A 22,509-nucleotide genomic window follows, 5' to 3' on the forward strand; every position below is an offset into this window, starting at 1 on the left:
CCGGCTGAAAAGTACGGGGGCGATGGCGGTGAAGACGTTAGCGGGAGTGATTGGCCTGAGTGCGCTGTGCCTTGTTGCGGCCTGTGCGAAGAAGGAAAACATCCTGACCGGCGAGCGCGAGGAGATTCGCGACATCCTGCAGACCGAGCCGGGAGAACCGGCGCTGGCGCCGCAGGCGGTCTCGGGCGCGGTGCCGCCACTGGCGCTGCCGGCGGCCCGCAGCAACGCCAGCTGGGCCCAGAGCATTTCCAATTCCCGCACGCGGGTGGCGCATCCGGCGCTGCGCGGCACGCCGCAGCTGGCCTGGACGGCGAATATCGGGCAGGGCGACAGCCGCAAGTCGCGGATCACCGCCGATCCGGTGGTGGGGGGCGGTCGTGTCTACACGCTGGATTCCCGCGCCCAGGTGACGGCGGTCAGCACTTCGGGCCAGGTGATCTGGACCCGCGACCTGGTGCCCGCGAATGACGGCGCCATCGACGGTAGCGGCGGCGGCCTGGCCTATGACAACGGACAACTGTTCGTGTCGTCGGGCTTTGGCCTTTTGACGGCGATCGACGCCGCCACCGGGCAGGTCCAGTGGCAGCAGAACCTGCGGGCCACCGGATCGGGCAGCCCGACCGTGGCCGGGGACCTTGTCTATGCCGTCGCGGGTGACGAGCTGGCCTGGGCGCTGGACCGCACCGACGGGCGCATCGCGTGGCAGCTGGAGGCGACGCCGGACATCCGCAACGTGCTGGGCGCGCCGTCGCCCGCCGTGTCGGACAAGTACGTGGTCTTCGGCTTTGGCTCGGGCGAGGTGCAAGGCGCGTTCCTGAAGGGCGGCCTGCGCCGCTGGACGACGCAGATCGCCGGCAAGCGGCGGGGCTATTCCTCGGGGATCATCGAGGATGTGACCGGCGAGCCCGTGATCGAGGGCAACACGATCTTTGCCGGCAACCACAGCGGCCGGACCGTGGCGCTGAACCTTGGCAATGGCGAGCGGCTGTGGACCGCCGCAGACGGGCCGCTTTATCGGGTGTGGCCCGCGGGCGACTCGATCTTCATGGTGTCGGACCGCAACGAGCTTCTGCGGCTGGCGCAATCCGACGGGCGGCGCCTGTGGGGCGTGAAGCTGCCGTTCTTCACCAAGTCGAAGCCCAAGAAACAGGCGCGGATCTTTGCCCATCACGGGCCGATCATCGCCGGTGGCCGGCTGATCCTGACGTCGAGCGACGGGCTGATGCGGTTCTTCGACCCGACCAATGGCGCATCGCTGGGACAGGTGCAGATGCCGGGCGGGGCGACGACCAACCCGGTGGTGGCCGGAAACACGCTCTATGTCGTGTCGTCGAAGGGCCAGTTGATGGCTTTCCGTTAAGCGGGACTTGGTGTAACAGGGCGCTTTCGCAGGGGCCCTGATGCGCAGGGTCCGCGCGGTTCATCCGATCCGGAGCCTGACAAGATGAGTTTCACACTGGCAATCGTGGGCCGCCCCAACGTGGGCAAATCCACGCTGTTCAACCGGCTTGTGGGCAAGCGGCTGGCGCTGGTCGACGACCAGCCGGGCGTGACGCGCGACCTGCGGGAGGGCGATGCGCGGCTGGCCGACCTGCGGTTCACGGTGATCGACACCGCCGGGCTGGAGGACGCGACCGACGACAGCCTCGAGGGCCGGATGCGCAAGCTGACCGAGCGGGCGGTGGGCATGGCCGATGTGTGCCTGTTCCTGATCGACGCGCGGGCCGGGGTGACGGCGCTGGACGAGATGTTCGCCGAGATCCTGCGCAAGCGGGCGGATCACGTCTTTGTCGCCGCCAACAAGTCCGAGGGCAGCGCCGCCGATGCCGGTGTGCTGGAGGCCTACAGCCTGGGGCTGGGCGAGCCCATTCGCCTGTCGGCCGAGCATGGCGAGGGGATGCACGACCTTTACACCGCGCTGTTGCCGCTGGCCGATGGCTATGCCGAGCGGGCCGAGGCAGAGGCGCCGGAGGTGGACGTGGCCGTCGACGAGGATGGCGAGGCCGATCCCGAGGGCGTGCGCAAGCCGACCAAGGCCCGGCCCCTGCAGGTGGCGGTGGTGGGGCGGCCCAACGCGGGCAAGTCGACGCTGATCAACAAGATCCTGGGCGAGGACCGGCTGTTGACCGGCCCCGAGGCGGGGATCACGCGGGATGCCATTTCGGTCCGGATGGACTGGGACGGGCTGCCGATGCGGATCTTCGACACGGCGGGGATGCGCAAGAAGGCCAAGGTGCAGGAAAAGCTGGAAAAACTGTCGGTGAGCGACGGGTTGCGGGCGGTGAAGTTCGCCGAGGTCGTGGTGGTGCTGCTGGATGCCGCCATTCCGTTCGAGCAGCAGGATCTGCGCATCGCCGACCTTGCCGAGCGCGAGGGGCGCGCGGTGGTCGTGGCGGTGAACAAGTGGGACATCGAGGACGACAAGCAGGGCAAGCTGCGCGACCTGCGCGAGGCGTTCGAGCGGCTGTTGCCGCAGCTGCGCGGCGCGCCGCTGGTGACGGTTTCGGCCAAGACCGGCAAGGGGCTGGACCGGCTGCATGCCGCCGTGGAGAAAGCTTATGACGTGTGGAACCGGCGGGTCAGTACGGCGCGGCTCAATCGCTGGCTGACCGGCGTGCTGGAGGCGCACCCGCCCCCCGCGCCGGGCGGGCGGCGGATCAAGCTGCGCTACATGACCCAGGCCAAGACGCGGCCCCCCGGCTTCGTGGTGATGTGCAGCCATCCCGACAAGATGCCGGCGAGCTATTCGCGCTATCTTGTCAACGGGTTGCGGGAAGACTTCGACATGCCGGGCACGCCCATTCGCCTGACCTTGCGGTCGCAATCGGACAAGAACCCCTACAAGGCCAAGAAGAAGGCCGGGCCGTCGAAGCTGCGCAAGCACATCAAGGGGCGGGGCCCTAGCTGAGGCGGTCGGGCCGGCCGCGCAGCACGAGGAGCGCGAGGGCGACCACCCCCGCGCCGCTGAGCGCGAGCACCGGCCAGTTGACGGGATCGGCGTTGGTGACGGCGATGCCGACCAGCGCCCAGACGACCGCGGCGGCGAATTCCGGCGTGTCGGGGCGCAGGGCCAGCATTGCCGCCGACAGGGCCAGCGCCAGCGCGATCATCAGCAGGGCCGCCGTCGATTGGGACAGGACGCCGTAGCCCGCCAGCAGGAGACCGAGCGCCACGCAGGACGCGGCGGTGAGCCAGCCGGTATAGAGCGCGATCGGCGTGCGCAGCCAGATCCTGTCGCGCGTGCCCGCCCGCATGAGCGCCAGCGCAGCGGTGCCCCACATCAGCCAGATCAGCGCCGTGGCCCAGGCGGGGCTGATATTGGCCACCGGGATCCAGGCCGCGCCGAGGACGAGGCTGACGATGTAGGGCCAGCGCATCGCGTCCCAGGCCGGGTCATCGTAGCGGTTGATCAATCCGAACAGCGCCCCGGCGAGAAGCCAGATATAGATCAGCCCCCAGATGGAGAAGGCATAGCCGGCAGGCTGGACCGGAGGGGTGTCCTGGGGGATCGGGAACTGCCCGGCGCTGAAGCCGTTGAACCCGCTGCTGTAGACCGGGGACATGGCGAAGAGAATAGCGGCCACCAACGCGAAGACTGCCTTGACCTTGTGCATGTTGCCTCCTTGCTTTCGGCGCCGCGACGCGCGCGATGATTTTCCGCGATCAACCCTTGCAAATCACTGAAATAGTTTCAAATTGCACTTGTCCACGGTATCATTCCTGTTGTGTCGTTTTTTCTTGTCCGTCCTTCGAGGGGCAGTCGATCATGACCATCCGAGACTATCTCAGGGATTATGCGCAGAAGTCCGACGGGATGGGCGCGCTGAGCCTTGGCGCGAGTTTCGCCGTCTATGGCGCTGCTCTGGGCCTCGGCGCGTGGGCCTGGCCGGCCTGGTGGGCGGTGCTGCCGTGCGTCGTGGTTCTGGCCTTCGCGTCGGTGCGGCTTTACGTGTTGCAGCATGATTGCGGGCATTATTCACTGTTCGCGACACGGTGGGTGAACGACGTGGCGGGGCATGTGCTGTCGGTGTTTTCGCTGACGCCCTACCGGGTCATGCAGTACAATCACAACCAGCACCATGCCTACCTGGGCAACCTGGAGCATCGCGAGACCACCGAGGTCTATACCATGACGGTGCAGGAATGGCGGGAGGCCGGGGCCTGGACGCTGGTGTGGTACCGGATCTATCGCAATCCGGTCGTGATGCTGAGCCTGGGCGGGATCTATGCCTATTTCATCGCGTATCGCTGGCCGGTGAACACCATGAAGGTGGGTCCGTGGGGCGTGGTGGCGCACAACCTGGCCGTCGCCGCTTATGTCGCCATTGTCTGGACGTTCTTGGGAATGCCGGGGCTGGTGGTGCTGGGCGCAAGCGCGGTGCTGGCGGGCGTGATCGGGGTGTTCCTGGTCTACCTGCAGCATAATTTCGAGGACACCTACTGGGACCGCAAGCCGGACCTCGATTTCCGCCGCGCGACGCTGGAAGGCTCGTCGAGCCTGGATCTGGGACATTGGTGGGATATCGGGACCGGCAATATCGCCTATCACGACCTGCACCATTACAACCCGCAGATCCCGTCCTACAACCTGCGCCGGGCGCAGAAGAACCTGCCCGATGACCTGCGCGTGCATGACGAAATCCGCTGGCGCGAGGCGCTGGCCAGTTTCCGGCTGAAACTATGGGACGAGGAGAGCGGCAAGCTGGTGCCGTTTCCGCGCCGTCGCAGCCCGCGCGAGGCGGCGGTGGGGACCTGAAATTCTTCGTACGAAGAATTTCAGGTGAGATTATTCGTACGAATAATCTGGCGCGTCAGACCTGTTCGACGGTGACATCGTCGGAGGAATAGAACGCCAGGTGGTCCTTGATCCGGGCCACGTCGGACTTGGGGTCCTCGTAGCTCCAGGCGGCGTTTTCCAGGGTCTTGCTCTTGGTGACGATCGAGAAATAGCTGGCCTCGCCCTTGTGCGGGCAGGTGCTGCGGTGATCGCTTTCGTCGAGGAAGGCCATGGCGATGTCTTGCCGCGGGAAATAGATCACGTCGTTCAGGCCCTCCTCGGCCAGAACCAATGCGTTCCTGCTTTCGACCAGCACCGCGCCGCCTGCGCGGACCGTCCATGTGCCGTCTGCCTTGTGGATCGTGATCTTTGCCATGTCTTTTCCTTCCCTCGTGAAGCCACTTTAGGCACCGGGACAGGCCCCGGTGTCAAGCTGTTGGCCTGTGCGGTGTCGCGCAGGCATGTCACAGTTTCATGTCAGAGGGGCGCGGTCGCCCCGGTCAGCCAGTCGCGCGTGGCGTCGTCGAGACACGGCCCGATGCGGTCGCGGCAGGTGGCGTGATAGGCGTTGAGCCAGTCGCGTTCGGGATCCGAGAGCGCGGCTGCGTCGATCAGGCGGCGGTCGATGGGCACGTAGTTGAGCGTGGTGAAGTGCAGCATCTGTCGCGTGGCGTCGCCATCGGGCAGGGCCGGGGCGGGGGTGACCACCACGAGGTTCTCGATGCGGATGCCGAAGGCGCCTTCGCGGTAGTATCCCGGCTCGTTCGACAGGATCATGCCGGGTTTGAGCGGCTCGGTCGAGGCGCGCGACAGGCGTTGCGGGCCTTCGTGGACGCAGAGGTGCACGCCGACGCCGTGGCCGGTGCCGTGGTCGTAATCCTGCCCGGCCTGCCAGAGCGGCATGCGCGCGATGGCGTCGAGGTCGCGGCCAGCCAGCCCCTTGGGCCAGCGGGCGCGGCTCATGGCGATCATGCCTTGCAGGACGCGGGTGAAGGCGGCGCGCTCGGTGTCGCCGGGCTGGCCGATGGCGAGCGTGCGGGTGATGTCGGTGGTGCCGTCCTGGTACTGCCCGCCGCTGTCGAGGACGAGCAGGTCGCCGTCCTGAAGGGTGCGGTCGGTCGCGTCCGAGACGCGGTAATGCGGCAGGGCGCCGTGCGGGCCGGAGCCGGCGATGGTGTCGAAGGAGATATCCAGGAGCGCTCCGGTGTCGCGGCGGCAGGCCTCGAGTTTCTTGACCACGTCGATTTCGGTGATCGTGCCGGGGGTTTGCGCGTCGAACCACGCAAGGAAGGTGCACATGGCGGCGGCGTCGCGCAGGTGCGCCTTGGTGGTGGCGGCGATTTCGGCGTCGGTCTTGCAGGCCTTGCGCAGGATGCAGGGATCGCCGGCAAAGGCGATGTCGGTGCCGGCGTCTTCAAGCAGCGTCACGATGCGCAGGGGCACCGAGCCGTGGTCGAGCCGGACGGGGCCGGAGAGCGCGCTGATGGCCGGTTCGAAATCCTGTGGCCGGGCGAGGGTGACGTCCCCGGCCAGGTGGTCGCGCACCGCGTCGTCGAGCTTGGCGGGGTCGATATAGAGGTCGAGCGTGGCGTCGTCGTGCAGGATGGCGAAGGCGTGCGGGATCGGGTTGCGGGGGATGTCGCTGCCCCGGATGTTCAGGAGCCACGCGATGGAATCGGGCAGGGTGAGGATGGCGGCGCGGTGGCCGTCCCCTGCCAGGGTCGCGGCAAGCTCGCGGCGCTTGTCGGCGTGGGATTTGCCGGCGAGGTCGTCGGGATAGACGCGGACCGCGCCCGTGGGTGGGGCGGGCCGGTCGGGCCAGGTGCGGTCGAGAAGGTTCTCGGTGGGGGTGAGCGTGATCCGCGTGCCCTTGAGGCCGTCCTCGATCGCGGCGATCTGTTCGGGGGTATAGAGCCACGGGTCGTAGGCGACCGTTCCACCGTTCGGCAGGTGCGTCTTCAGCCAGCCGGCGGGCCGCGTCTCGGGCCAGTCCATGGGGGTGAAGTGATCGGTGTCGACCTGGGCGCGGACCTGGCCGCGGTAACGGCCGTCGACGAAGACGCCGGCGATGTCCTGCAGCACGATGCAGAACCCCGCCGAGCCGGTGAAGCCGGTGAGCCAGGCCAGACGCTCGTCGCCCGGCGCCACGTACTCGCCCTGATGCGCGTCGGCGCGGGGGATCATGAAGCCGTCGACACCCTCGCGCTCCAGTTCCGCGCGCAGGAGTTTCAGGCGCGGCGGGCCCTGTTCGGGCGAAGACGTTTCGGTGAAGGACTGGAAGACGGTGTCGGGCAAATCTGTCATGGGCAAAGTGCTAGGGCCGCGCGGGGTGAAGTGCAAGTGTGGCAGTGAGAGCGGATCATTTTCCGCGCGGAAAATGGGTTGGAAAATGCGTATTTTCCATCCCGGAATTTGCGCAAATTCCGGGGCCTAGCTGGCGCGTTTCATGCCCATCACCCGGGCGCGGGCGCGCGGGTCGCTGTCGAAGAGCGCGGCGAGCTGTTCGGTCATCACCCCGGCCAGCTGGTCGGCGTCGGTGATGGTGACGGCGCGGTTGTAATAGCGCGTCACGTCATGGCCGATGCCGATGGCCAGAAGTTCCACCTGCTTGCGGCGCTCGACCATGGCGATTACGTCGCGCAGGTGCTTTTCGAGGTAGTTGGCCGGGTTCACCGACAGGGTGGAATCGTCCACCGGGGCGCCGTCGGAGATGACCATCAGGATCTTGCGGGCCTCGCGCCGGCCCGCGAGGCGGCGATGCGCCCATTCCAGCGCCTCGCCGTCGATGTTTTCCTTCAGGAGCCCTTCCTTCATCATCAGGCCCAGGTTGGAACGGGTGCGGCGCATCGGCGCGTCGGCGGATTTGTAGATGATGTGGCGCAGGTCGTTGAGGCGGCCGGGCAGTTGCGGGCGGCCTTCGTTCAGCCAGCTTTCGCGGCTCTGGCCGCCTTTCCAGGCGCGGGTGGTGAAGCCGAGGATCTCGACCTTGACGTTGCAGCGTTCCAGCGTGCGGGCAAGGACGTCGGCGCAGATGGCCGCAATCGAGATGGGCCGGCCGCGCATGGAGCCGGAATTGTCCAGGAGAAGCGTGACGACCGTGTCGCGGAACTCGGTGTCCTTCTCGATCTTGAAACTGAGCGGGGTGGTGGGGTTGGCCACGACGCGGGCAAGGCGGCCGGCATCGAGGATGCCTTCCTCGCGGTCGAACTCCCAGCTTCGGTTCTGTTGCGCCTGAAGGCGGCGTTGCAGCTTGTTGGCCAGCCGGCTGACCGCGCCCTTCAGGGGCTCCAGCTGCTGGTCGAGGAAGGCGCGGAGGCGTTCGAGCTCGATGGGCTCGGCCAGGTCCTCGGCGTGGATTTCCTCGTCGAAGGCGGAATTGTAGACGGCATAGTTCGGGTCGGCGTCCGAGATGGGCAGCGGGGGCGGGGGATCGAGCGGGGCCTCGCCTTCGGGCATCTCGGTCTCGTCGCCCTGTTCCTGGTCGGCCATGTCGTCCATGCTGACCTGGGCCTGGGCCTCGTCCTGCTGCTGATCCTGGGATTGCTCGGGATCGGCGTCGGCCTCGGCCTCGTCGCTGTCATCCTCGCCGGTGCTGTCGGGCTGTTCCTCTTCCTCCTGGTCCGCCTCGGCCTCGGTCTCGTCCTCGTCGTCGAGCGCGTCGGGGTCGTCGCCCAGCTGGTCGCCATAGCCCAGGTCGTCGATGATCTGGCGGGCGAAGCGGGCGAATTCGGACTGGTCGGACAGTTTGCTCTGCAGGTCCTCGAGGGTGCCGCCGGCCTGTTCCTCGATGAAGCCTTTCCAGAGCTCCATCACGTTGCGGGCGCCGTCGGGCAGCTCGCGCCCCGTGGCGAGGTGGCGGATGAGATAGCCCGCGGCATTGGCCAGGGGCGCCTCGGCGGCGTCGGTGATCTGGTCATAGCCGCGGCGGCGGGCCTCGGCGCCGATCTTGGCGTCGATATTGCCGGCGGTGCCGGGCATGTGGCGCGCGCCCATCGCCTCGCACCGGGCGGTTTCCATCGCCTCGTAGAGATCGCGGGCCATGTCGCCGGGCGGGCAGTAGCGGGTGTGGGTGCCCACGTCGTGATACTTGTGGCGCAGCGCCAGCGCGTCGGCGGTGCCGCGGGCCTGCAGGACCTCGTCGCGGGTCATGCGGCGGCTGATCTGGGGCAGGCGCATGGAATCGCCCGACACCCCGGCGGGATCGACCGAGTAGGAGACGTTCAGGTCGGGGTCGTCGGCCAGCACCTTGGTGGCCTCGGCCAGCGCCTTTTTGAAGGGATCGGCGGGGTTGTCGGATTGCGCCATTCTGCGGGGACCCTGTCACGCTGCGGTTTCAGGGATGCAACCTAGGCTGACGGGCGCGGAATGACCAGTGGGCGCGGGGCGGAAATTGCCCCGCGTCAGAGGATGAGCTGGCGGCAGGTCGACAGGCGCCGGTGCATGTCGCGGGTGGCGCGGTCGGCATGGGTGGCGTCGGCGCTGCGCTGTTGCAGGCGCATGAGCTGCGCCATCTCGGACCAGCCGGAGGCTTGCCAGCTGCGGGCGCGACGCGCATCGATGCCGGCCTCGGCGGCATGGGGCAGCATGGCTTCGAGCAGCGACTCGAAGCTGCTTTGCAGCTGCCGGGTCGCATCGCTGTCGGGGTTGTGGGTCGCGCTTTGGCGGGTGGCCATGGCGGAGTAGCGCCCGGCGCAGGTGGCGAAGGCCTCGGCCTGCTCTGCAAGGCTGAGGGCGTTCAAAGGGGCGGCCAGCGTGCTCGTTATCAGAAAAGCCGCCGCCGCCAGGGTGTGCTTTTCATTTGTCATGTAAAGAATTTATGACGCGTGTATATTTTACGTCAATACGGCGTATATACAAAATTTGTTTCACGGCGGTAAGGATGCCGCCCGCATGTTTGAATTTGGTTCATGTCGCGCGGGGTCCGTCCCGCCGGTTGGGCGGGACGGTGTGTTTCAGCGATCGTCATGCGGGCAGCATCGCCCCGGTTTCCTTCTCGACCGCCTTGGGATCGGCACGCAGATTATCGCGCATGACCAGGGCCGTCGGGTCAGGGTAGATGTCATCCTGGCCGGTCTCGACCCCGGCGAGGATGGCCTGGACCGCCGCGTTGGGAGAGGTCTTGTCCATCGGGAACCGGGTCGCGAGGTCGGTGTCGATCGGGCCGGGATAGACGCCATGCACCGAAGTGCCCTGCGCGGCCAGTTCCGCGCGAGTGGATTGCGTCAGGGAATGCACGGCCGCCTTCGAGGCGCTGTAGGAGCCGAGTACCGGGAAATTCACGAACGAGGCGATTGACCCCATGTTCACGATGATGCCTCCGCCGTTGGATTTCAAAATCGGGGCGAAGGCGCGGGTCATGTCGAACACGCCGAAGAAGTTGACCTCCATTTCCGCACGCGCCGGTGCCGCATCGGGGGCCGAGACAATTCCGGCGAAATTGGCGACACCGGCGTTGTTGATCAGCAGATCGACATCGGTCAGTTCGCGGGCCGCTGCCGCGATGGTGTCGGGGTTGGTCACGTCGATGGCGACGGCGACGACCTTTCCCGCGCCTTTCGCGACGAGGTCATTGAGCGTGTCGGGATTGCGGGCCGCGGCGTAGACCTTGGCCGCGCCGGCGGCGAGCAGTTCTTCGACAAAGGCCTTGCCGATGCCGCGATTGGCTCCGGTCACGAGTGCGGTTCTTCCTGCGATCTGTGTCATGGTGTTTCCTTCTCTGATTAAATACCAAGTGGTACTAAATTGAAGACTTGCCAGGCCGTGTCAAGAGGAATAAATACCGGATGGTATCAAAAAGAGGCCAGGTGATGGCGCGCGGACGACCAAGAAAATGCGATCCGGAGGACGTGTTCGATAAAGCCCTGACTTTGTTCTGGAAAAAAGGCTATGCGGCGACGTCGATGAACGATCTCGTGGTGGAAACCGGGATGGCGAAGCCGGGGCTGTATGCGAATTTCGGCAGCAAGGACGATCTGTTTACCAAGGCGTTGCGACACTATTTCGACCGTTTCCTTTCCACGCTGGGGAAAGAGTTCGCCGAAGCTGATGCCCCGATTGACGTCGCATTGCGGACGCTGTTGTTGGGGATCGTGCGCGCGTCCAAGGGGGACACACTCTGCGTCGGGTGTTTCCTGCTCAATACGGTGGTGGAAACCACCGGAACGCCGTCGGAGTTGCGCGATCTGAGCCGGGAGATGGGAGAGCGGCGGCGGAAAATGCTGCGTGACCGGCTGAGGCGGGCGGTTCTGGCGGGAGAGTTGCGCCAGGAGGCGAATGTGGAGGACCTGGCCCAATTCATATCGGGCCAGATGTTGGCGATTGCGGCGATGGCCAGCGAAGGGGCGGATCGGCCCACGCTGGAACGCTTCGCGGAGAACGCGCTTGCGGTCTTGCCTTTGGCGCGGGCTGCTTAGCCCAACGTGCCGTCCGCCAGGAGCCGGGTCTTGCCGCGCAGGTAGGGGTGCAGCGCCTCGGGCAGGTCGACCGAGCCGTCGGCCTGCTGGCCGTTTTCCAGCACCGCGATCAGGCAGCGGCCCACGGCGAGGCCCGAGCCGTTGAGCGTGTGCACGAATTGCGGCTTGCCGCCATCCGCGGGCTTGAAGCGGCCGTTCATGCGGCGGGCCTGGAAATCGCCGCAGACGGAGACCGAGCTGATCTCGCGATAGGTGTTCTGACCGGGCAGCCAGACCTCGATATCATGGGTCTTGCGCGCGCCGAAGCCCATGTCGCCGGTGCAGAGCGCGATGGTGCGGTAGGGCAGGCCGAGGCGTTCGAGGATGCCTTCGGCGCATCCGGTCATGCGGTCGTGTTCTTCGAGGGATTTCTCGGGATGGGTGACCGAGACCATCTCGACCTTCTCGAACTGGTGCTGGCGCAGCATCCCGGCGGTGTCCTTGCCCGCGCTGCCCGCCTCGGAGCGGAAGCATTGGGTGTGTGCGACATAGCGGCGGGGCAGGGTGCCTTCGTCCACCACGAGGCCGTTGACGATGTTGGTCAGCGTCACCTCGGCGGTGGGCACCAGCCACCAGCCATTTGTGGTCTCGTAGCTGTCCTCGCCGAACTTGGGCAGTTGCCCGGTGCCGTACATCATCTCGGGGCGGACCAGAACGGGGGTCCAGGTCTCGGACAGGCCGTTTTCCTCGACATGGGTGTCGATCATGAACTGCGCCAGCGCCCGGTGGATGCGGGCGACGCCGCCCGACAGCACCACGAAGCGGGAGCCGGAGAGTTTCGCGGCCAGTTCGAAATCCATGCCGGGCTTGACGCCCGCGAGGTCGTAATGCTCGACCGGGGTGAAATCGAACTCGCGGGGGGTGCCCCAGCGTTTGAGCTCGACATTGTCGTCCTCGTCCTCGCCTTCGGGCACATCGTCGAGCGCGAGGTTGGGCAGGGTCATCAGAAGGTCGGTGAGCTGCTGGTCCAGCGCCTTGGCCTCGGATTGCATCGCGGCGACCTCGGCCTTTTTCTCGGACACCAGCGCGCGCAGGCGCTCGAACTCGGCCTCGTCGCCCTTGGCCTTCGCGGCACCCACCTCCTTGGAGGCCTTGTTCTGGTCGGCCTGCGCGGTCTCGGCGGCCTGGATCTTGGCGCGGCGCTCCTCGTCCAGCGCGAGGATCTCGGACGACGCGCTCGACACCCCGCGACGGGCCATGGCGGCGTCGAACTGGGCGGGGTTTTCGCGGATGGCGCGGATGTCGTGCATCGTCTTGGTCCTCGGGTCAGGTTGAGTCGTGGGGTGGGTTGTAGCAAGTAAAGCGCGCAGGATAATAGTGGATTCCGTGTGAAACCACGGACATTGCTGGTTCAAGAAAATGGACGTTCAAGACCACGCTGTCTCAGAAAATCTATCCATAGTTTTCTATCGTCCAATTCACCCAAGAATGCTTGCTCACTACCTACAAGTCTGCCCTTTGACATCTTGTTACCAATATCGGTTTGCGCATCTACCCATAAATCAATCGAAGGTCCTTCCGAAATCCCATTGAATTCTGAGAGTTTGGCTCTTGAGAACCTAGAGTATGATGCGTCCGCGTTTGCATGGCAGTAGACGTCTTCTGCATCTGCCCCGAAAAAGTCGCTCAGCGTTAAGTTGGCGCCATTAAAATTGGTGTATGTCAGCGTTGCGAGCCGGAAACTGCACTTGGCGCAATTACTTGCTCCAAAAAACGCTCCAGAAAGTATAGACCCAAGAAAGTCAGAATGTGTGAAATCGCAGTTTACAGTTCTGATGTTCTGCAGAGAGCATTCCGTCATCGTAGTGTTAACAAAAGTGCCAATAAAGATACTGTTGTCTAGTTTCGCCCCTCTGAATGAGCTATTTGAAAAATCTCCCTCCAGTCTAATGTTCTGGAGGTTGGTTTGCCGGAGGTCTGGCGCGTATTTTGCTCGAATTTCATAGAATTCTTGCTTGATACTTCCGATAGCGGTGATTGCAGTTTGGACATCTATTCTTGGTTCGGGAAGTGTCCGGGACCATTGCTCAAGAGTTTCTTGGTTCAACTCAGTCGGATCAACGCCAATAGTGTTTGCCGCTGCATACCGGGCGCTTCTGAAAATTTGGTGAGCGTTCATTGGAGGCGTGTCCGCCCAACCTCCGCTCAACTCATTGAACACTTGGTGAGGGCTCTCAATAGCCTCCGAGCCAGGAGCGTTCTGGCGAACGTAGGAGCACAATATGTCGAGTATTGTTACACGATCTCTTGGACTATCTTCGGCGATGCGCTTGAGAGCATAGACTGCTCCAACCCGTACCTCAAGATTCGGTTCTGTAAGTTGAACGATGACTGGCCTTTTATAGTCCAGTTTGTTTTTGCCCCTATACTCTGAACCTTCGCCCCTATGCTCTGAACCTTCCCTTTCATGATAAAGGTACTTTCCCTCTCTATCTTTACGGTGGATGCTGACTGTTTTTTCTGCCCCCAACCCTTCAACCGCCGTGTTGATCCGGTCGGTGATCTGGCCTTGCTCGGCGACGTCTGCTTGTTTTTGAGCGACCATGGAGCGCCACGCAATGAACGGCGCACCGAAAGCGGCAGCAAGAACAAGACCAATGTTACGGATCGCAGCGCCGGTAGGGTCACCCGAATATGGCCCGAACCCAGTTATGGCGCCTACAAGAAGTCCGAACCCGACCACGCAAAACACCAACAAGGCTAAACCAATAAGCGTAAGCAGAAAGCCGAAGAAGTAGCCTAGACAAGGCGCTTTCAGCCAATCTTGCAGCTTCTTAATTCCCAGCCATTCGAGAACAGCCCCGTTATTCTTAGAGGTCAAAATTCCTTGCCTTCCTAGAAAACGAATTCAACTTAACCGTGATTTTCGCGTTACCCAAGCGTCTTTGTTTGTTCGGATATACTGATCGAAGATGCCCCTGCGACATTGCCGCAGGCCCGCCGGTTCGCGCCTTGCAAAACCCAAAAGCCGGACTTAGGTTCGCGCAAACGCGGGCCGGGGGGCCTGCAAAGCCCGAAAAGGAATAAGATTCGCATGGAAGCCATTGGCCAGTTCATCCCGCTCATCCTGATCTTCGCGATCATGTGGTTCCTGCTCATCCGTCCGCAGCAGAAGAAGCTGAAAGAGCACCAGGCGATGGTGGCGGCGCTGCGCAAGGGCGACCAGATCGTCACGCAGGGCGGGATGATCGGCAAGGTGACCCGCGTCAAGGAAGGCGAGGAGATCGAGGTGGAGATCGCCGAGGGCGTGAAGGTGCGTGTCGTGCGCAATACCGTCGCCCAGGTCCTGTCGAAGACCGAGCCGGCCGCCTGATTTCGGGGCGCGTTCCGCCCCTTCGATAGATACAAGACAGACATAAAAGGCACTTCAGATGCTTCAGATCGACCTTTGGAAACGCGTGGTGATTTGGGGCCTGGTGGCCTTGGGGCTGCTGTTGGCGATGCCCAACGCGTTCTACACCCGCGTCGAGACCCATAACGACGCCACCATGGCGCTGGAGATGGGCGGCGAGGGCGAGGGGTTGCAGGAGCAGGCCGAGATGTGGCCCGACTGGCTGCCCTCGGGGCTGGTGAACCTTGGCCTCGACCTGCGGGGCGGGGCGCATCTGCTGGCCGAAGTGCAGGTCGAGGATGTCTACGAGGCGCGGATCGAGGCGATGTGGCCGGAGATCCGCGACCTGCTGCGCGAGGAGCGCGACCGGGTCGGCCCGATCCGCTTGCAGGACACCGACGCGCCGGAGCTGCGCGTGCGGCTGGTGGAGAACGCGGACGAGGCCGAATATGCGGCGAGCCTGGTGCGTGGACTGGCGCGGCCGGTGGCCAGTGTCACCGGCGCGGGGCAGAACGATATCGCGGTGAACGTCGAGGGCGACGCCATCGTCGTCACGCTGAGCGAGGCCGAGCGGCAGGCCAGCGACGAGCAGACCGTGCGCACCGCGCGCGAGATCATCGAGCGCCGGATCAACGAGATGGGCACGCGCGAGCCGACGATCCAGCGGCAGGGCGCGGACCGTATCCTGATCCAGGTGCCGGGCGTGGGCAGCGCGGCGGAATTGAAGGACATCATCGGCACCACGGCGCAGCTGACATTCCAGCCGGTGGTGAGCCGGACCACCAACGGCAACGAGACGCCCGGTGGCGGCAACGAGATCCTGCCCTCGGTGGACGAGGAGGGCGTGTTCTATATCCTGGAACGCGCGCCGGTGGTGACCGGCGAACAGCTGGTGGATGCGCAGCCCGATTTCGACCAGAACGGGCGGCCGGCGGTGTCGTTCCGCTTCAACCCCACGGGGGCGCGGCAGTTCGGGGATTACACGGCCGAGAACATCGGCAACCCGTTTGCCATCGTGCTGGACAACGAGGTGATCAGCGCGCCGGTGATCCAGGGCCACATTCCCGGCGGCACCGGCATCATCACCGGGCAGTTCACCGTCGATGAGAGCACCAACCTTGCCGTGCTGTTGCGCGCGGGCGCTCTGCCCGCCGAGCTGAATTTCCTGGAAGAACGCACCATCGGGCCGGAACTGGGGGCCGACAGCATCGAGGCGGGGCAGATCGCCTGTATCGTGGCCTTCGCGCTGGTGCTGGTCTTCATGTGGGCCAGCTACGGGGTGTTTGGCCTGTTTGCCAACATAGCGCTTGTCATCAACGTCGGGCTGATGTTCGGCCTGCTGAGCCTGATCGGCGCCACGCTGACCTTGCCGGGGATCGCGGGGATCGTGCTGACCATCGGGATGGCGGTGGACGCCAACGTGCTGGTGTTCGAGCGCATCCGCGAAGAGATGAAGACCGCCAAGGGCGCGTCGCGGGCGATCCAGCTGGGGTATGAGCGAGCGCTGAGCGCGATCACCGACGCCAACATCACCACCTTCATCACGGCGCTGATCCTGTACGCCATGGGCTCTGGCCCGGTGCGGGGCTTTGCCATCACGCTGGGGCTGGGGATCATCACCTCGGTCTTCACGGCGATTTTCGTCACCCGCCTGATCGCGGTCATGTGGTTCGAACGCAAGCGGCCCAAGACGGTGTTGCAGGGCCGGTCGCTGAAGCTGGTGCCGACCTTCACCAACTGGGACTTCTTCAAGCGGTGGAAGCTGTCGCTGGGGCTGTCCGGCTTTCTGATCGTGATCGCGCTGGGGTCGTTCCTGTTGCAGGGGCTGAACTACGGCATCGATTTCCGCGGCGGCACGACCATCCGCACGCAGAGCACCGAGACGGTGGACGTGGGGCAGTACCGCGACGCCATCGCGCCGCTGGAGCTGGGCGATATCAGCATCACCGAGGTGTTCGACCCGACCTTCGGCCCGGACCGGAACGTGACCATGATCCGCATCCAGGCGCAGGACGACCAGGAGGCGGTGACCCAGGACACGATCGCGGCGGTCGAGGGGGCGTTGCAGGAGGCGGTGCCGGACATCACCTTCACCTCGGTGGAAAGCGTGGGACCGAAAGTGTCGGGCGAGCTGATACAGACCGCCGTGATCGCGGTGCTGTTGGCCATCGCCGCGGTGCTGATCTATATCTGGCTGAGGTTCGAGTGGCAGTTCGCGCTGGGCGCGGTCATAGCCCTGGTGCATGACGTGGTGCTGACCATCGGCATATTCTCGGAAGTGCAGATCCAGTTCGACCTGGCCATCATCGCGGCGCTTCTGACCATCGTCGGCTATTCGCTGAACGACACGGTGGTGGTCTTCGACCGGGTGCGCGAGAACCTGCGGAAATACAAGAAGAAGCCGCTGAAGGAAGTCCTGAACATCTCGATCAACGAGACGCTGAGCCGGACCATGATGACCTCTGTCACCACGCTTCTGGCGCTGCTGGCGCTGTTCGCGCTGGGCGGCGACGTGATCCGCGGCTTTGTCTTCGCGATGATCTGGGGTGTGGTCGTGGGCACCTACAGTTCGATCTTCGTGGCCAGCACGGTGCTGATGTGGCTGGGGGTCAAGCGCGACTGGTCCAAGCCCGACGCCAATGCAGGGACGCAGTTCGCGAACATAGATGCCTGAACTCCTGAGCGGAGTGCTGGCCACGCCGGGACTGGTGTGGCTGTGTTTCGCCATCGGGGTTGCAGGGCTGGTGCGGGGCTTTACCGGGTTCGGCACGGCGCTGATCGTGGTGCCGGTGGCCAATATCTTCCTGTCGCCCAAGGAAGTGATCGTGGTCATCATGCTGACCGGCATTGCCAGCAACGCGGTGATCCTGCGCCGGGCGTGGCAGCAGGGGCAGCCCGGGGAAGTGGGCGTGCTGGTGCTGGCCGCGCTGGTCACCGTACCGCTGGGCCTGGCGCTGCTGGACCTTCTGGACAACGACACGGTGCGCTGGATCATCACCGGCGTCGCAGGCGGCATGCTGGCCGCGCTGATCGCGGGCTGGCGCTATGCCCGGGTCATCACCCGGCCGGGGCTGCTGGCCATCGGGGCCGCGGCGGGGATCGTCGGCGGGCTGACAGGGTTGACCGGGCCGGTGGTGATCCTGTTCTACCTGTCGGGGCAGGCGGCGGTGTCCTCGGTCAGGGGCAACACGATCCTGTTCCTTGCCGCGCTCGACGTGGTGCTGATCGCCAACCTGTTGTGGCAGGGCGTGGTGACCTGGGAGTTGACCCTGCTGGCCGTGGTGATGGCGGTGCCCTACCTGATCACGACGCTGATCGGGCAGGCCCTGTTTGACCCCACGCGCGAGCGCCTGTATCGCTGGGCCGCCTACGGGGTGATCGCGCTGGCGGTCATCTCGGGCTTGCCGCTGTGGGACTGAGGAGGACGCGATGCGCCTGAACGAGGTAACATTTTCCGGCGTGAAACCGATCGACGGCTACGGGCCGGGGTTCTTCCGCGTGGGCGGAGAGGCGATCGAGGGCGCGATCTGCGCCGGCCCGGACGGCGTACGCGCCTGGGGCGGGTACGAGGACAGCGCGTCGCTGGTGGAACTCGCGGGCGAGATCGACGTGCTGTTCATCGGCACGGGCGCCGAGACCGCGCATGTGCCAGGCGATTTCCGCACCGCGCTGGAGGAGGCGGGCCTCGGGGTGGAAGCGATGAACTCGCCCGCCGCGGCGCGGACCTACAACGTGCTGATATCCGAGGGGCGGCGCGTGGCCGTGGCCCTGTTGCCGGTCTGAGAGCGGTGGGCCGGCGATGCGCCTGACGGTTCGGGACCTTTGCGTGGCGCGCGGCGGCGTGCGGGTGCTGGACGGTCTGAGCTTTGCCGTGGCGGCGGGCGAGGCGCTGGTGCTGCGCGGGCCCAACGGCGCGGGCAAGACGACGCTGTTGCGCACGCTGGCCGGGTTGCAGCCGCCGGTGTCGGGCGGCGTCGAGTATCCGGCGGACAGCGTTGTCTATGCAGGACATGCGGACGGAATAAAGCCGGCGCTGAGCGTGGCCGAGAACCTGAGCTTCTGGGCGCAGGTCTTTGGCCGCAAAGAGGTTTCCCCTGCCTTGGCGGCCTATGAACTGGAGCCGTTGGCCGACCGGCCGGCAGGCTTTCTGTCCGCCGGGCAGAAGCGGCGGCTGGGGCTGGCGCGGCTGTTGGTGACGGGCCGTGCGATCTGGATCCTGGACGAGCCGACGGTGTCGCTGGATGCGCGCGCGGTGGCGATGTTCGCCGCCGTGGTGCGGGCGCATCTGGCCGAAGGCGGCATCGCGGTGCTGGCCACGCATATCGACCTGGGCCTGGACGAGGCGACGGTGCTGGACGTGGCGCCCTTTCGCGCGGTGCGCCAGGAGCTGGACGATTTCGACGAGGCCTTCCTGTGACCGCGCTGCTGCTGCGCGACATCCGGCTGGCGGTGCGGGCCGGGGGCGGGTTCGGGCTGGGCCTCGCGTTCTTCCTGATCGTCGTGGTGCTGGTACCGTTCGGCGTGGGGCCGCAATCGGAGCTGCTGGCCCGCATCGCGGCGGGCATCCTGTGGATCGGGGCGCTGCTGGCCTGCCTCGTGTCGCTCGACCGGATCTTTGCGCTGGATTGGGAGGACGGCAGCCTTGACCTGCTGGCGACCGCGCCTTTGCCGATGGAGGCGGTGGCGGCGGTGAAGGGCCTGGCGCACTGGATCACGACGGGCCTGCCGCTGGTGCTGGCGGCGCCGGTGCTGGGCGTGCTGCTGAGCCTGCCAGTGCAGGGCTACGGACCGCTGGTGCTGTCGCTGCTCTTGGGCACGCCGGCGTTGAGCATGATCGGGGCGTTCGGGGCGGCCTTGACGGTGGGGTTGCGGCGGGGCGGGCTGCTCTTGAGCCTGCTGGTGCTGCCGCTTTACGTGCCGACGCTGATCTTTGGCGCCGAGATGGCGCGCCGGGGCGTGGACGGGCAGGATTACACGACGCCGATGCTGATGCTGGCGGGGATCACCTGCGGCACCATCGCGCTTTTGCCTTTCGCATCGGCTGCGGTATTGAGGGTCAACCTGCGTTAACGAAAGGATCTGCGCGCGTGGCATCACTCTGGGAATACGCCAACCCGAAGAAGTTCATCGACACGACGGACAAGGTTCTGCCGTGGGTGTCGGTGCTGGCGGTGCTGTGCCTGGCGACGGGGCTGATCTGGGGGTTCTTCTTCACGCCGGACGATTTCCGGCAGGGCTCGACCGTCAAGATCATCTACCTGCACGTGCCGAGCGCGCTGATGGCGATCAACGCGTGGATCATGATGCTGGTGGCTTCGCTGATCTGGGTGGTGCGGCGGCACCACGTGAGCGCGCTGGCGGCCCGCGCGGCCGCACCCGTGGGCGTGGTGATGACGGTGATCGCGCTGGCGACGGGGGCGATCTGGGGACAGCCGATGTGGGGCACGTGGTGGGCCTGGGACCCGCGGCTGACCTCGTTCCTGATCCTGTTCCTGTTCTACCTCGGTTACATCGCCCTGTGGGAAGCCATCGAGAATGACGACACCGCCGCCGACCTGACCGCGATCCTGTGCATCGTGGGGTCGGTCTTTGCCCTGCTGAGCCGCTACGCGGTGCTGTTCTGGAACCAGGGGCTGCACCAGGGGGCGTCGCTGAGCCTGGACAAGGAGGAGAACGTGGCGGACGTGTTCTATTTCCCGCTGCTGGTCAGCATCGCGGGGTTCGTGTTCCTGTTCATCGCGCTGGTGTTCCTGCGCACGCAGACCGAAATACGCGCGCGGCGAATGCGGGCGCTTCTGGCCCGCGACCGGATGGAGGCGTGATGCCCGAGCTTGGAAAATACGCCGAGGCGGTGCTGTCGTCCTACGCGGTGTCGCTGGTGCTGTTGATCGCGCTGGTCGTCTTCAGCTGGCGGCGGTCCGTGCGCGTCAAGAACGCGCTGAAAGACGTTGAAAGAAAGCGGAAAATGGATGTCTAAGACCTCGTTCCTGATGGTGTTGCCGCCGGTGATCTTCGCGGCGCTGGCCGCGGTGTTCTATATCGGGATGCAGCGCGAGGATCCCGACGCGCTGCCCTCGGCGATCGAGGGCAAGCCGGCGCCTGCGGTTGTGCTGACCGCGCTGGCGGGCAAGACGTCCTTTGACGATGCCGACCTGCGCAGCGGGGGCGTCAAGCTGGTGAATTACTGGGCCAGTTGGTGTGCGCCCTGCCGGGTGGAGCATCCGCACCTGACCGCGCTGGCCGAGGAAGGGATCACGATCTACGGCGTGAATTACAAGGACCAGCCGGGCAATGCGCTGAAGTTCCTGGACGAGTTGGGGGATCCTTACGCGGCCATCGGCGCCGATCAGACGGGGCGGATGGCGCTGGACTGGGGGCTTTACGGGGTGCCGGAAACCTATGTGATCGACGGGGAGGGCCGGGTGGTGCTGCGCTTTCCGGGGCCGATCACGCAGCGTGTCATGGACAGCCAGATCCGCCCTGCGATCGAACGCGCGCAGGGCGGCTGAGGCCGGTTTACTTTTCGCAGGTCTGCGCGGCGGTGACCTGGTCCCCGAGGGGGCAGGCCGGGCGCGTGTCGGGGCCGGCCAGGGCGCCGGTTATGGCCAGAAGAGCGATCAGGGCGACCTGTATCGCGATAATGAATTTCCGCATCGGTAGGCTCCGTCGTTTTTTTGTCGTTGCTGCTCGTTAGTACGATTCAGATAGGCGCAGTCGTCGCGTCGCGATAGTCAGGATTTCCACCGCTTGGCACACTTTCGCGTGTTTGCCGTGGCGGCGGCGGTATCTTGCGCGGACCAGGCGGGGTTGCTATTTGCGACATCAAGTCCGACGCATTCAGTCGGGAAAAAGACGAGGCAGACGTGCAAGATGTGATTCCGCGCCTTGAGACAAGGAACCTGGTGCGCCGTTACGACGGGCGCACGGTGGTGGACGACGTCTCGCTGTCGGTGCTGCCGGGACAGGTGACGTGCCTTCTGGGGCCGTCGGGTTGTGGCAAGTCGACGACGCTGCGGATGATCGCGGGCGTCGAGATGCAGGATGCGGGCGAGATCTGGGTCGACGGCAAGCTGGTCTGCGACACGGTGTACCGCGTGCCGCCAGAGCGGCGGCATATCGGGCTGATGTTCCAGGATTTCGCGCTGTTTCCCCACCTGCGGGTGGGCGAAAACGTGGCGTTCGGGCTGAGCGGGACGGCGGACGAGAAAGCCGTCCGGGTCGCCGAGTTGCTGGAGCGCGTGGGGCTGGGCGGGTACGCGCAGAATTTTCCGCATGAGCTGTCGGGAGGCGAGCAGCAGCGTGTGGCGCTGGCCCGCGCGCTGGCGCCGCGCCCCAGCATCATGCTGATGGACGAGCCGTTCTCGGGCCTCGACAACCGGCTGCGCGACGGGATCCGGGACGAGACGCTGGACATCCTGCGTGAGCAGGACACCGCCGTGCTGCTGGTGACGCACGAGCCGGAGGAGGCGATGCGTATGGCCGACACGATCGCGCTGATGCGCGATGGGCGGATCGTGCAGCAGGGCGCGCCCTACAACATCTACAACGCCCCGGCGGACGGTGCGGCGGTGTCGTTCTTCAGCGACGTCAACGTGGTGCGCGGCGAGGTGCATGGCGCGCTGGCCCAGACGCCCTTCGGTCAGTTCCTGGCGCCTGGGGTGGACGATGGCCAGGTGGTCGAGATCGTCGTGCGCCCGCAGCATGTGAAGCTGGATTTCGACCGTGCGGGCAAGGGCCCGGCGCCCACGATCAGCGACGGCACGGCGGTGCGCGGGGTGGTGAAGCGGGCGCGGTTCATGGGCGGCGAAAGCCTGGTGGAATTCGACATGGCGTTCGGCGGGCCGCGCTTCAAGGTGACGGTTCCGGCGGTGTTCCTGCCCAAGGCGGGCACCGCGATGTGGCTGACCATTCGCCGCGACAAGTGTTTCATCTTCCCGGTGGACTGAGCC

The 22,509-nt window shown here is 65.4% G+C and carries 23 protein-coding genes; 14 read left to right on the plus strand and 9 right to left on the minus strand.

All coding sequences use genetic code 11. The features are described from left to right. Positions 1-46 precede the first annotated feature (46 nt). A complete protein-coding gene (locus KUV49_RS10365) occupies positions 47-1,360 on the plus strand; it encodes a PQQ-like beta-propeller repeat protein (RefSeq protein WP_315899498.1) in 1,314 nt (437 codons plus the stop codon). Positions 1,361-1,444: 84 nt separating this feature from the next. After that, on the plus strand, positions 1,445-2,908 hold the full coding sequence (gene der / locus KUV49_RS10370) for a ribosome biogenesis GTPase Der (protein ID WP_222449885.1): 1,464 nt from the start codon (positions 1,445-1,447) through the stop codon (positions 2,906-2,908). On the opposite strand, the gene KUV49_RS10375 is transcribed toward der, so the two are convergent. Beyond that, positions 2,901-3,614, minus strand: coding sequence for a TspO/MBR family protein (locus KUV49_RS10375; protein WP_222449886.1), 714 nt, complete (start codon positions 3,612-3,614; stop codon positions 2,901-2,903). The two genes, der and KUV49_RS10375, sit on opposite strands and share 8 nt — an antisense overlap. 152 nt (positions 3,615-3,766) lie before the next feature. On the opposite strand from KUV49_RS10375, the gene KUV49_RS10380 reads away from it, so the two are divergent. After that, entirely contained in the window at positions 3,767-4,756 is a 990-nt protein-coding gene (locus tag KUV49_RS10380; protein WP_222449887.1) for a fatty acid desaturase, read from the plus strand. A gap of 55 nt (positions 4,757-4,811) precedes the next feature. Here KUV49_RS10380 and KUV49_RS10385 read toward each other — a convergent pair whose 3' ends face one another. The 5 genes from KUV49_RS10385 to KUV49_RS10405 form a co-directional block, all read right to left on the minus strand. Next, positions 4,812-5,153 carry a DUF427 domain-containing protein gene (locus KUV49_RS10385; protein ID WP_222449888.1) on the minus strand — a complete coding sequence of 114 codons (342 nt, stop codon included), beginning with the start codon at positions 5,151-5,153 and terminating at the stop codon, positions 4,812-4,814. Positions 5,154-5,254: 101 nt separating this feature from the next. Continuing rightward, complete coding sequence (locus tag KUV49_RS10390; protein WP_222449889.1) at positions 5,255-7,081, minus strand: aminopeptidase P family protein; 1,827 nt, start codon at positions 7,079-7,081, stop codon at positions 5,255-5,257. Between the two features lie 126 nt (positions 7,082-7,207). Then, on the minus strand, positions 7,208-9,082 hold the full coding sequence (gene cobT, locus KUV49_RS10395; protein WP_222449890.1) for a cobaltochelatase subunit CobT: 1,875 nt from the start codon (positions 9,080-9,082) through the stop codon (positions 7,208-7,210). 95 nt (positions 9,083-9,177) lie between these two features. Beyond that, the gene (locus tag KUV49_RS10400) at positions 9,178-9,582 is read right to left on the minus strand and encodes a hypothetical protein (protein ID WP_222449891.1); all 405 of its coding nucleotides are present in this window, start codon (positions 9,580-9,582) and stop codon (positions 9,178-9,180) included. 157 nt (positions 9,583-9,739) lie between these two features. Continuing rightward, entirely contained in the window at positions 9,740-10,480 is a 741-nt protein-coding gene (locus tag KUV49_RS10405) for an SDR family oxidoreductase (RefSeq protein ID WP_222449892.1), read from the minus strand. 104 nt (positions 10,481-10,584) lie between these two features. Here KUV49_RS10405 and KUV49_RS10410 point away from each other — a divergent pair, with 104 nt between their 5' ends. After that, positions 10,585-11,190 (plus strand): TetR/AcrR family transcriptional regulator, encoded by a 606-nt coding sequence (locus tag KUV49_RS10410; protein ID WP_261391307.1) that lies wholly within the window; start codon positions 10,585-10,587, stop codon positions 11,188-11,190. Here KUV49_RS10410 and serS read toward each other — a convergent pair. Next, positions 11,187-12,479: a serine--tRNA ligase gene (serS, locus tag KUV49_RS10415; RefSeq protein WP_222449894.1), complete on the minus strand. Its 1,293-nt coding sequence runs from the start codon at positions 12,477-12,479 to the stop codon at positions 11,187-11,189. The two genes, KUV49_RS10410 and serS, sit on opposite strands and share 4 nt — an antisense overlap. Positions 12,480-12,580: 101 nt before the next feature. Then, positions 12,581-14,050 (minus strand): pentapeptide repeat-containing protein, encoded by a 1,470-nt coding sequence (locus KUV49_RS10420; RefSeq protein WP_222449895.1) that lies wholly within the window; start codon positions 14,048-14,050, stop codon positions 12,581-12,583. Positions 14,051-14,263: 213 nt separating this feature from the next. On the opposite strand from KUV49_RS10420, the gene yajC reads away from it, so the two are divergent. From yajC to KUV49_RS10465, 9 genes are read left to right on the plus strand one after another with little or no spacing between them, the layout of a single operon-like run. Further along, positions 14,264-14,542 (plus strand): preprotein translocase subunit YajC, encoded by a 279-nt coding sequence (gene yajC / locus KUV49_RS10425; RefSeq protein WP_152492074.1) that lies wholly within the window; start codon positions 14,264-14,266, stop codon positions 14,540-14,542. Positions 14,543-14,600: 58 nt separating this feature from the next. Beyond that, positions 14,601-17,234: a protein translocase subunit SecD gene (secD, locus tag KUV49_RS10430; RefSeq protein WP_222449896.1), complete on the plus strand. Its 2,634-nt coding sequence runs from the start codon at positions 14,601-14,603 to the stop codon at positions 17,232-17,234. Further along, positions 17,227-17,979 carry a sulfite exporter TauE/SafE family protein gene (locus KUV49_RS10435; RefSeq protein WP_222449897.1) on the plus strand — a complete coding sequence of 251 codons (753 nt, stop codon included), beginning with the start codon at positions 17,227-17,229 and terminating at the stop codon, positions 17,977-17,979. Before secD ends, KUV49_RS10435 begins: the two co-directional genes overlap by 8 nt. A gap of 10 nt (positions 17,980-17,989) precedes the next feature. Continuing rightward, positions 17,990-18,343 (plus strand): Mth938-like domain-containing protein, encoded by a 354-nt coding sequence (locus KUV49_RS10440; protein ID WP_222449898.1) that lies wholly within the window; start codon positions 17,990-17,992, stop codon positions 18,341-18,343. A gap of 16 nt (positions 18,344-18,359) precedes the next feature. Then, positions 18,360-18,977: a heme ABC exporter ATP-binding protein CcmA gene (gene ccmA / locus KUV49_RS10445; RefSeq protein ID WP_222449899.1), complete on the plus strand. Its 618-nt coding sequence runs from the start codon at positions 18,360-18,362 to the stop codon at positions 18,975-18,977. Next, entirely contained in the window at positions 18,974-19,630 is a 657-nt protein-coding gene (gene ccmB, locus KUV49_RS10450; RefSeq protein WP_222449900.1) for a heme exporter protein CcmB, read from the plus strand. Before ccmA ends, ccmB begins: the two co-directional genes overlap by 4 nt. 17 nt (positions 19,631-19,647) lie before the next feature. Further along, the gene (locus KUV49_RS10455; RefSeq protein WP_057793604.1) at positions 19,648-20,382 is read left to right on the plus strand and encodes a heme ABC transporter permease; all 735 of its coding nucleotides are present in this window, start codon (positions 19,648-19,650) and stop codon (positions 20,380-20,382) included. Continuing rightward, a complete protein-coding gene (gene ccmD, locus KUV49_RS10460; protein WP_261391156.1) occupies positions 20,382-20,537 on the plus strand; it encodes a heme exporter protein CcmD in 156 nt (51 codons plus the stop codon). Before KUV49_RS10455 ends, ccmD begins: the two co-directional genes overlap by 1 nt. Beyond that, complete coding sequence (locus KUV49_RS10465) at positions 20,530-21,069, plus strand: DsbE family thiol:disulfide interchange protein (protein WP_222449902.1); 540 nt, start codon at positions 20,530-20,532, stop codon at positions 21,067-21,069. The genes ccmD and KUV49_RS10465 overlap by 8 nt, the downstream gene beginning before the upstream one ends. A gap of 7 nt (positions 21,070-21,076) precedes the next feature. On the opposite strand, the gene KUV49_RS10470 is transcribed toward KUV49_RS10465, so the two are convergent. Continuing rightward, positions 21,077-21,214 (minus strand): hypothetical protein, encoded by a 138-nt coding sequence (locus KUV49_RS10470; RefSeq protein WP_222449903.1) that lies wholly within the window; start codon positions 21,212-21,214, stop codon positions 21,077-21,079. A gap of 209 nt (positions 21,215-21,423) precedes the next feature. On the opposite strand from KUV49_RS10470, the gene KUV49_RS10475 reads away from it, so the two are divergent. Beyond that, positions 21,424-22,506, plus strand: coding sequence for an ABC transporter ATP-binding protein (locus tag KUV49_RS10475; RefSeq protein ID WP_152492082.1), 1,083 nt, complete (start codon positions 21,424-21,426; stop codon positions 22,504-22,506). The last annotated feature ends 3 nt before the right edge of the window (positions 22,507-22,509 follow it).

Source organism: Roseovarius atlanticus, from assembly GCF_019802205.1.
GTDB lineage: Bacteria > Pseudomonadota > Alphaproteobacteria > Rhodobacterales > Rhodobacteraceae > Roseovarius > Roseovarius atlanticus_A.

Excerpts from the sequence above, each read along its gene's own strand:
- der (WP_222449885.1), top strand. The coding sequence starts at position 1,445 with ATGAGTTTCACACTGGCAATCGTGGGCCGCCCCAACGTGGGCAAATCC.
- KUV49_RS10375 (WP_222449886.1), bottom strand. The coding sequence starts at position 3,614 with ATGCACAAGGTCAAGGCAGTCTTCGCGTTGGTGGCCGCTATTCTCTTC.
- KUV49_RS10380 (WP_222449887.1), top strand. The coding sequence starts at position 3,767 with ATGACCATCCGAGACTATCTCAGGGATTATGCGCAGAAGTCCGACGGG.
- KUV49_RS10385 (WP_222449888.1), bottom strand. The coding sequence starts at position 5,153 with ATGGCAAAGATCACGATCCACAAGGCAGACGGCACATGGACGGTCCGC.
- KUV49_RS10390 (WP_222449889.1), bottom strand. The coding sequence starts at position 7,081 with ATGACAGATTTGCCCGACACCGTCTTCCAGTCCTTCACCGAAACGTCT.
- cobT (WP_222449890.1), bottom strand. The coding sequence starts at position 9,082 with ATGGCGCAATCCGACAACCCCGCCGATCCCTTCAAAAAGGCGCTGGCC.
- KUV49_RS10400 (WP_222449891.1), bottom strand. The coding sequence starts at position 9,582 with ATGACAAATGAAAAGCACACCCTGGCGGCGGCGGCTTTTCTGATAACG.
- KUV49_RS10405 (WP_222449892.1), bottom strand. The coding sequence starts at position 10,480 with ATGACACAGATCGCAGGAAGAACCGCACTCGTGACCGGAGCCAATCGC.
- KUV49_RS10410 (WP_261391307.1), top strand. The coding sequence starts at position 10,585 with ATGGCGCGCGGACGACCAAGAAAATGCGATCCGGAGGACGTGTTCGAT.
- serS (WP_222449894.1), bottom strand. The coding sequence starts at position 12,479 with ATGCACGACATCCGCGCCATCCGCGAAAACCCCGCCCAGTTCGACGCC.
- yajC (WP_152492074.1), top strand. The coding sequence starts at position 14,264 with ATGGAAGCCATTGGCCAGTTCATCCCGCTCATCCTGATCTTCGCGATC.
- secD (WP_222449896.1), top strand. The coding sequence starts at position 14,601 with ATGCTTCAGATCGACCTTTGGAAACGCGTGGTGATTTGGGGCCTGGTG.
- KUV49_RS10435 (WP_222449897.1), top strand. The coding sequence starts at position 17,227 with ATGCCTGAACTCCTGAGCGGAGTGCTGGCCACGCCGGGACTGGTGTGG.
- KUV49_RS10440 (WP_222449898.1), top strand. The coding sequence starts at position 17,990 with ATGCGCCTGAACGAGGTAACATTTTCCGGCGTGAAACCGATCGACGGC.
- ccmA (WP_222449899.1), top strand. The coding sequence starts at position 18,360 with ATGCGCCTGACGGTTCGGGACCTTTGCGTGGCGCGCGGCGGCGTGCGG.
- ccmD (WP_261391156.1), top strand. The coding sequence starts at position 20,382 with ATGCCCGAGCTTGGAAAATACGCCGAGGCGGTGCTGTCGTCCTACGCG.
- KUV49_RS10465 (WP_222449902.1), top strand. The coding sequence starts at position 20,530 with ATGTCTAAGACCTCGTTCCTGATGGTGTTGCCGCCGGTGATCTTCGCG.
- KUV49_RS10470 (WP_222449903.1), bottom strand. The coding sequence starts at position 21,214 with ATGCGGAAATTCATTATCGCGATACAGGTCGCCCTGATCGCTCTTCTG.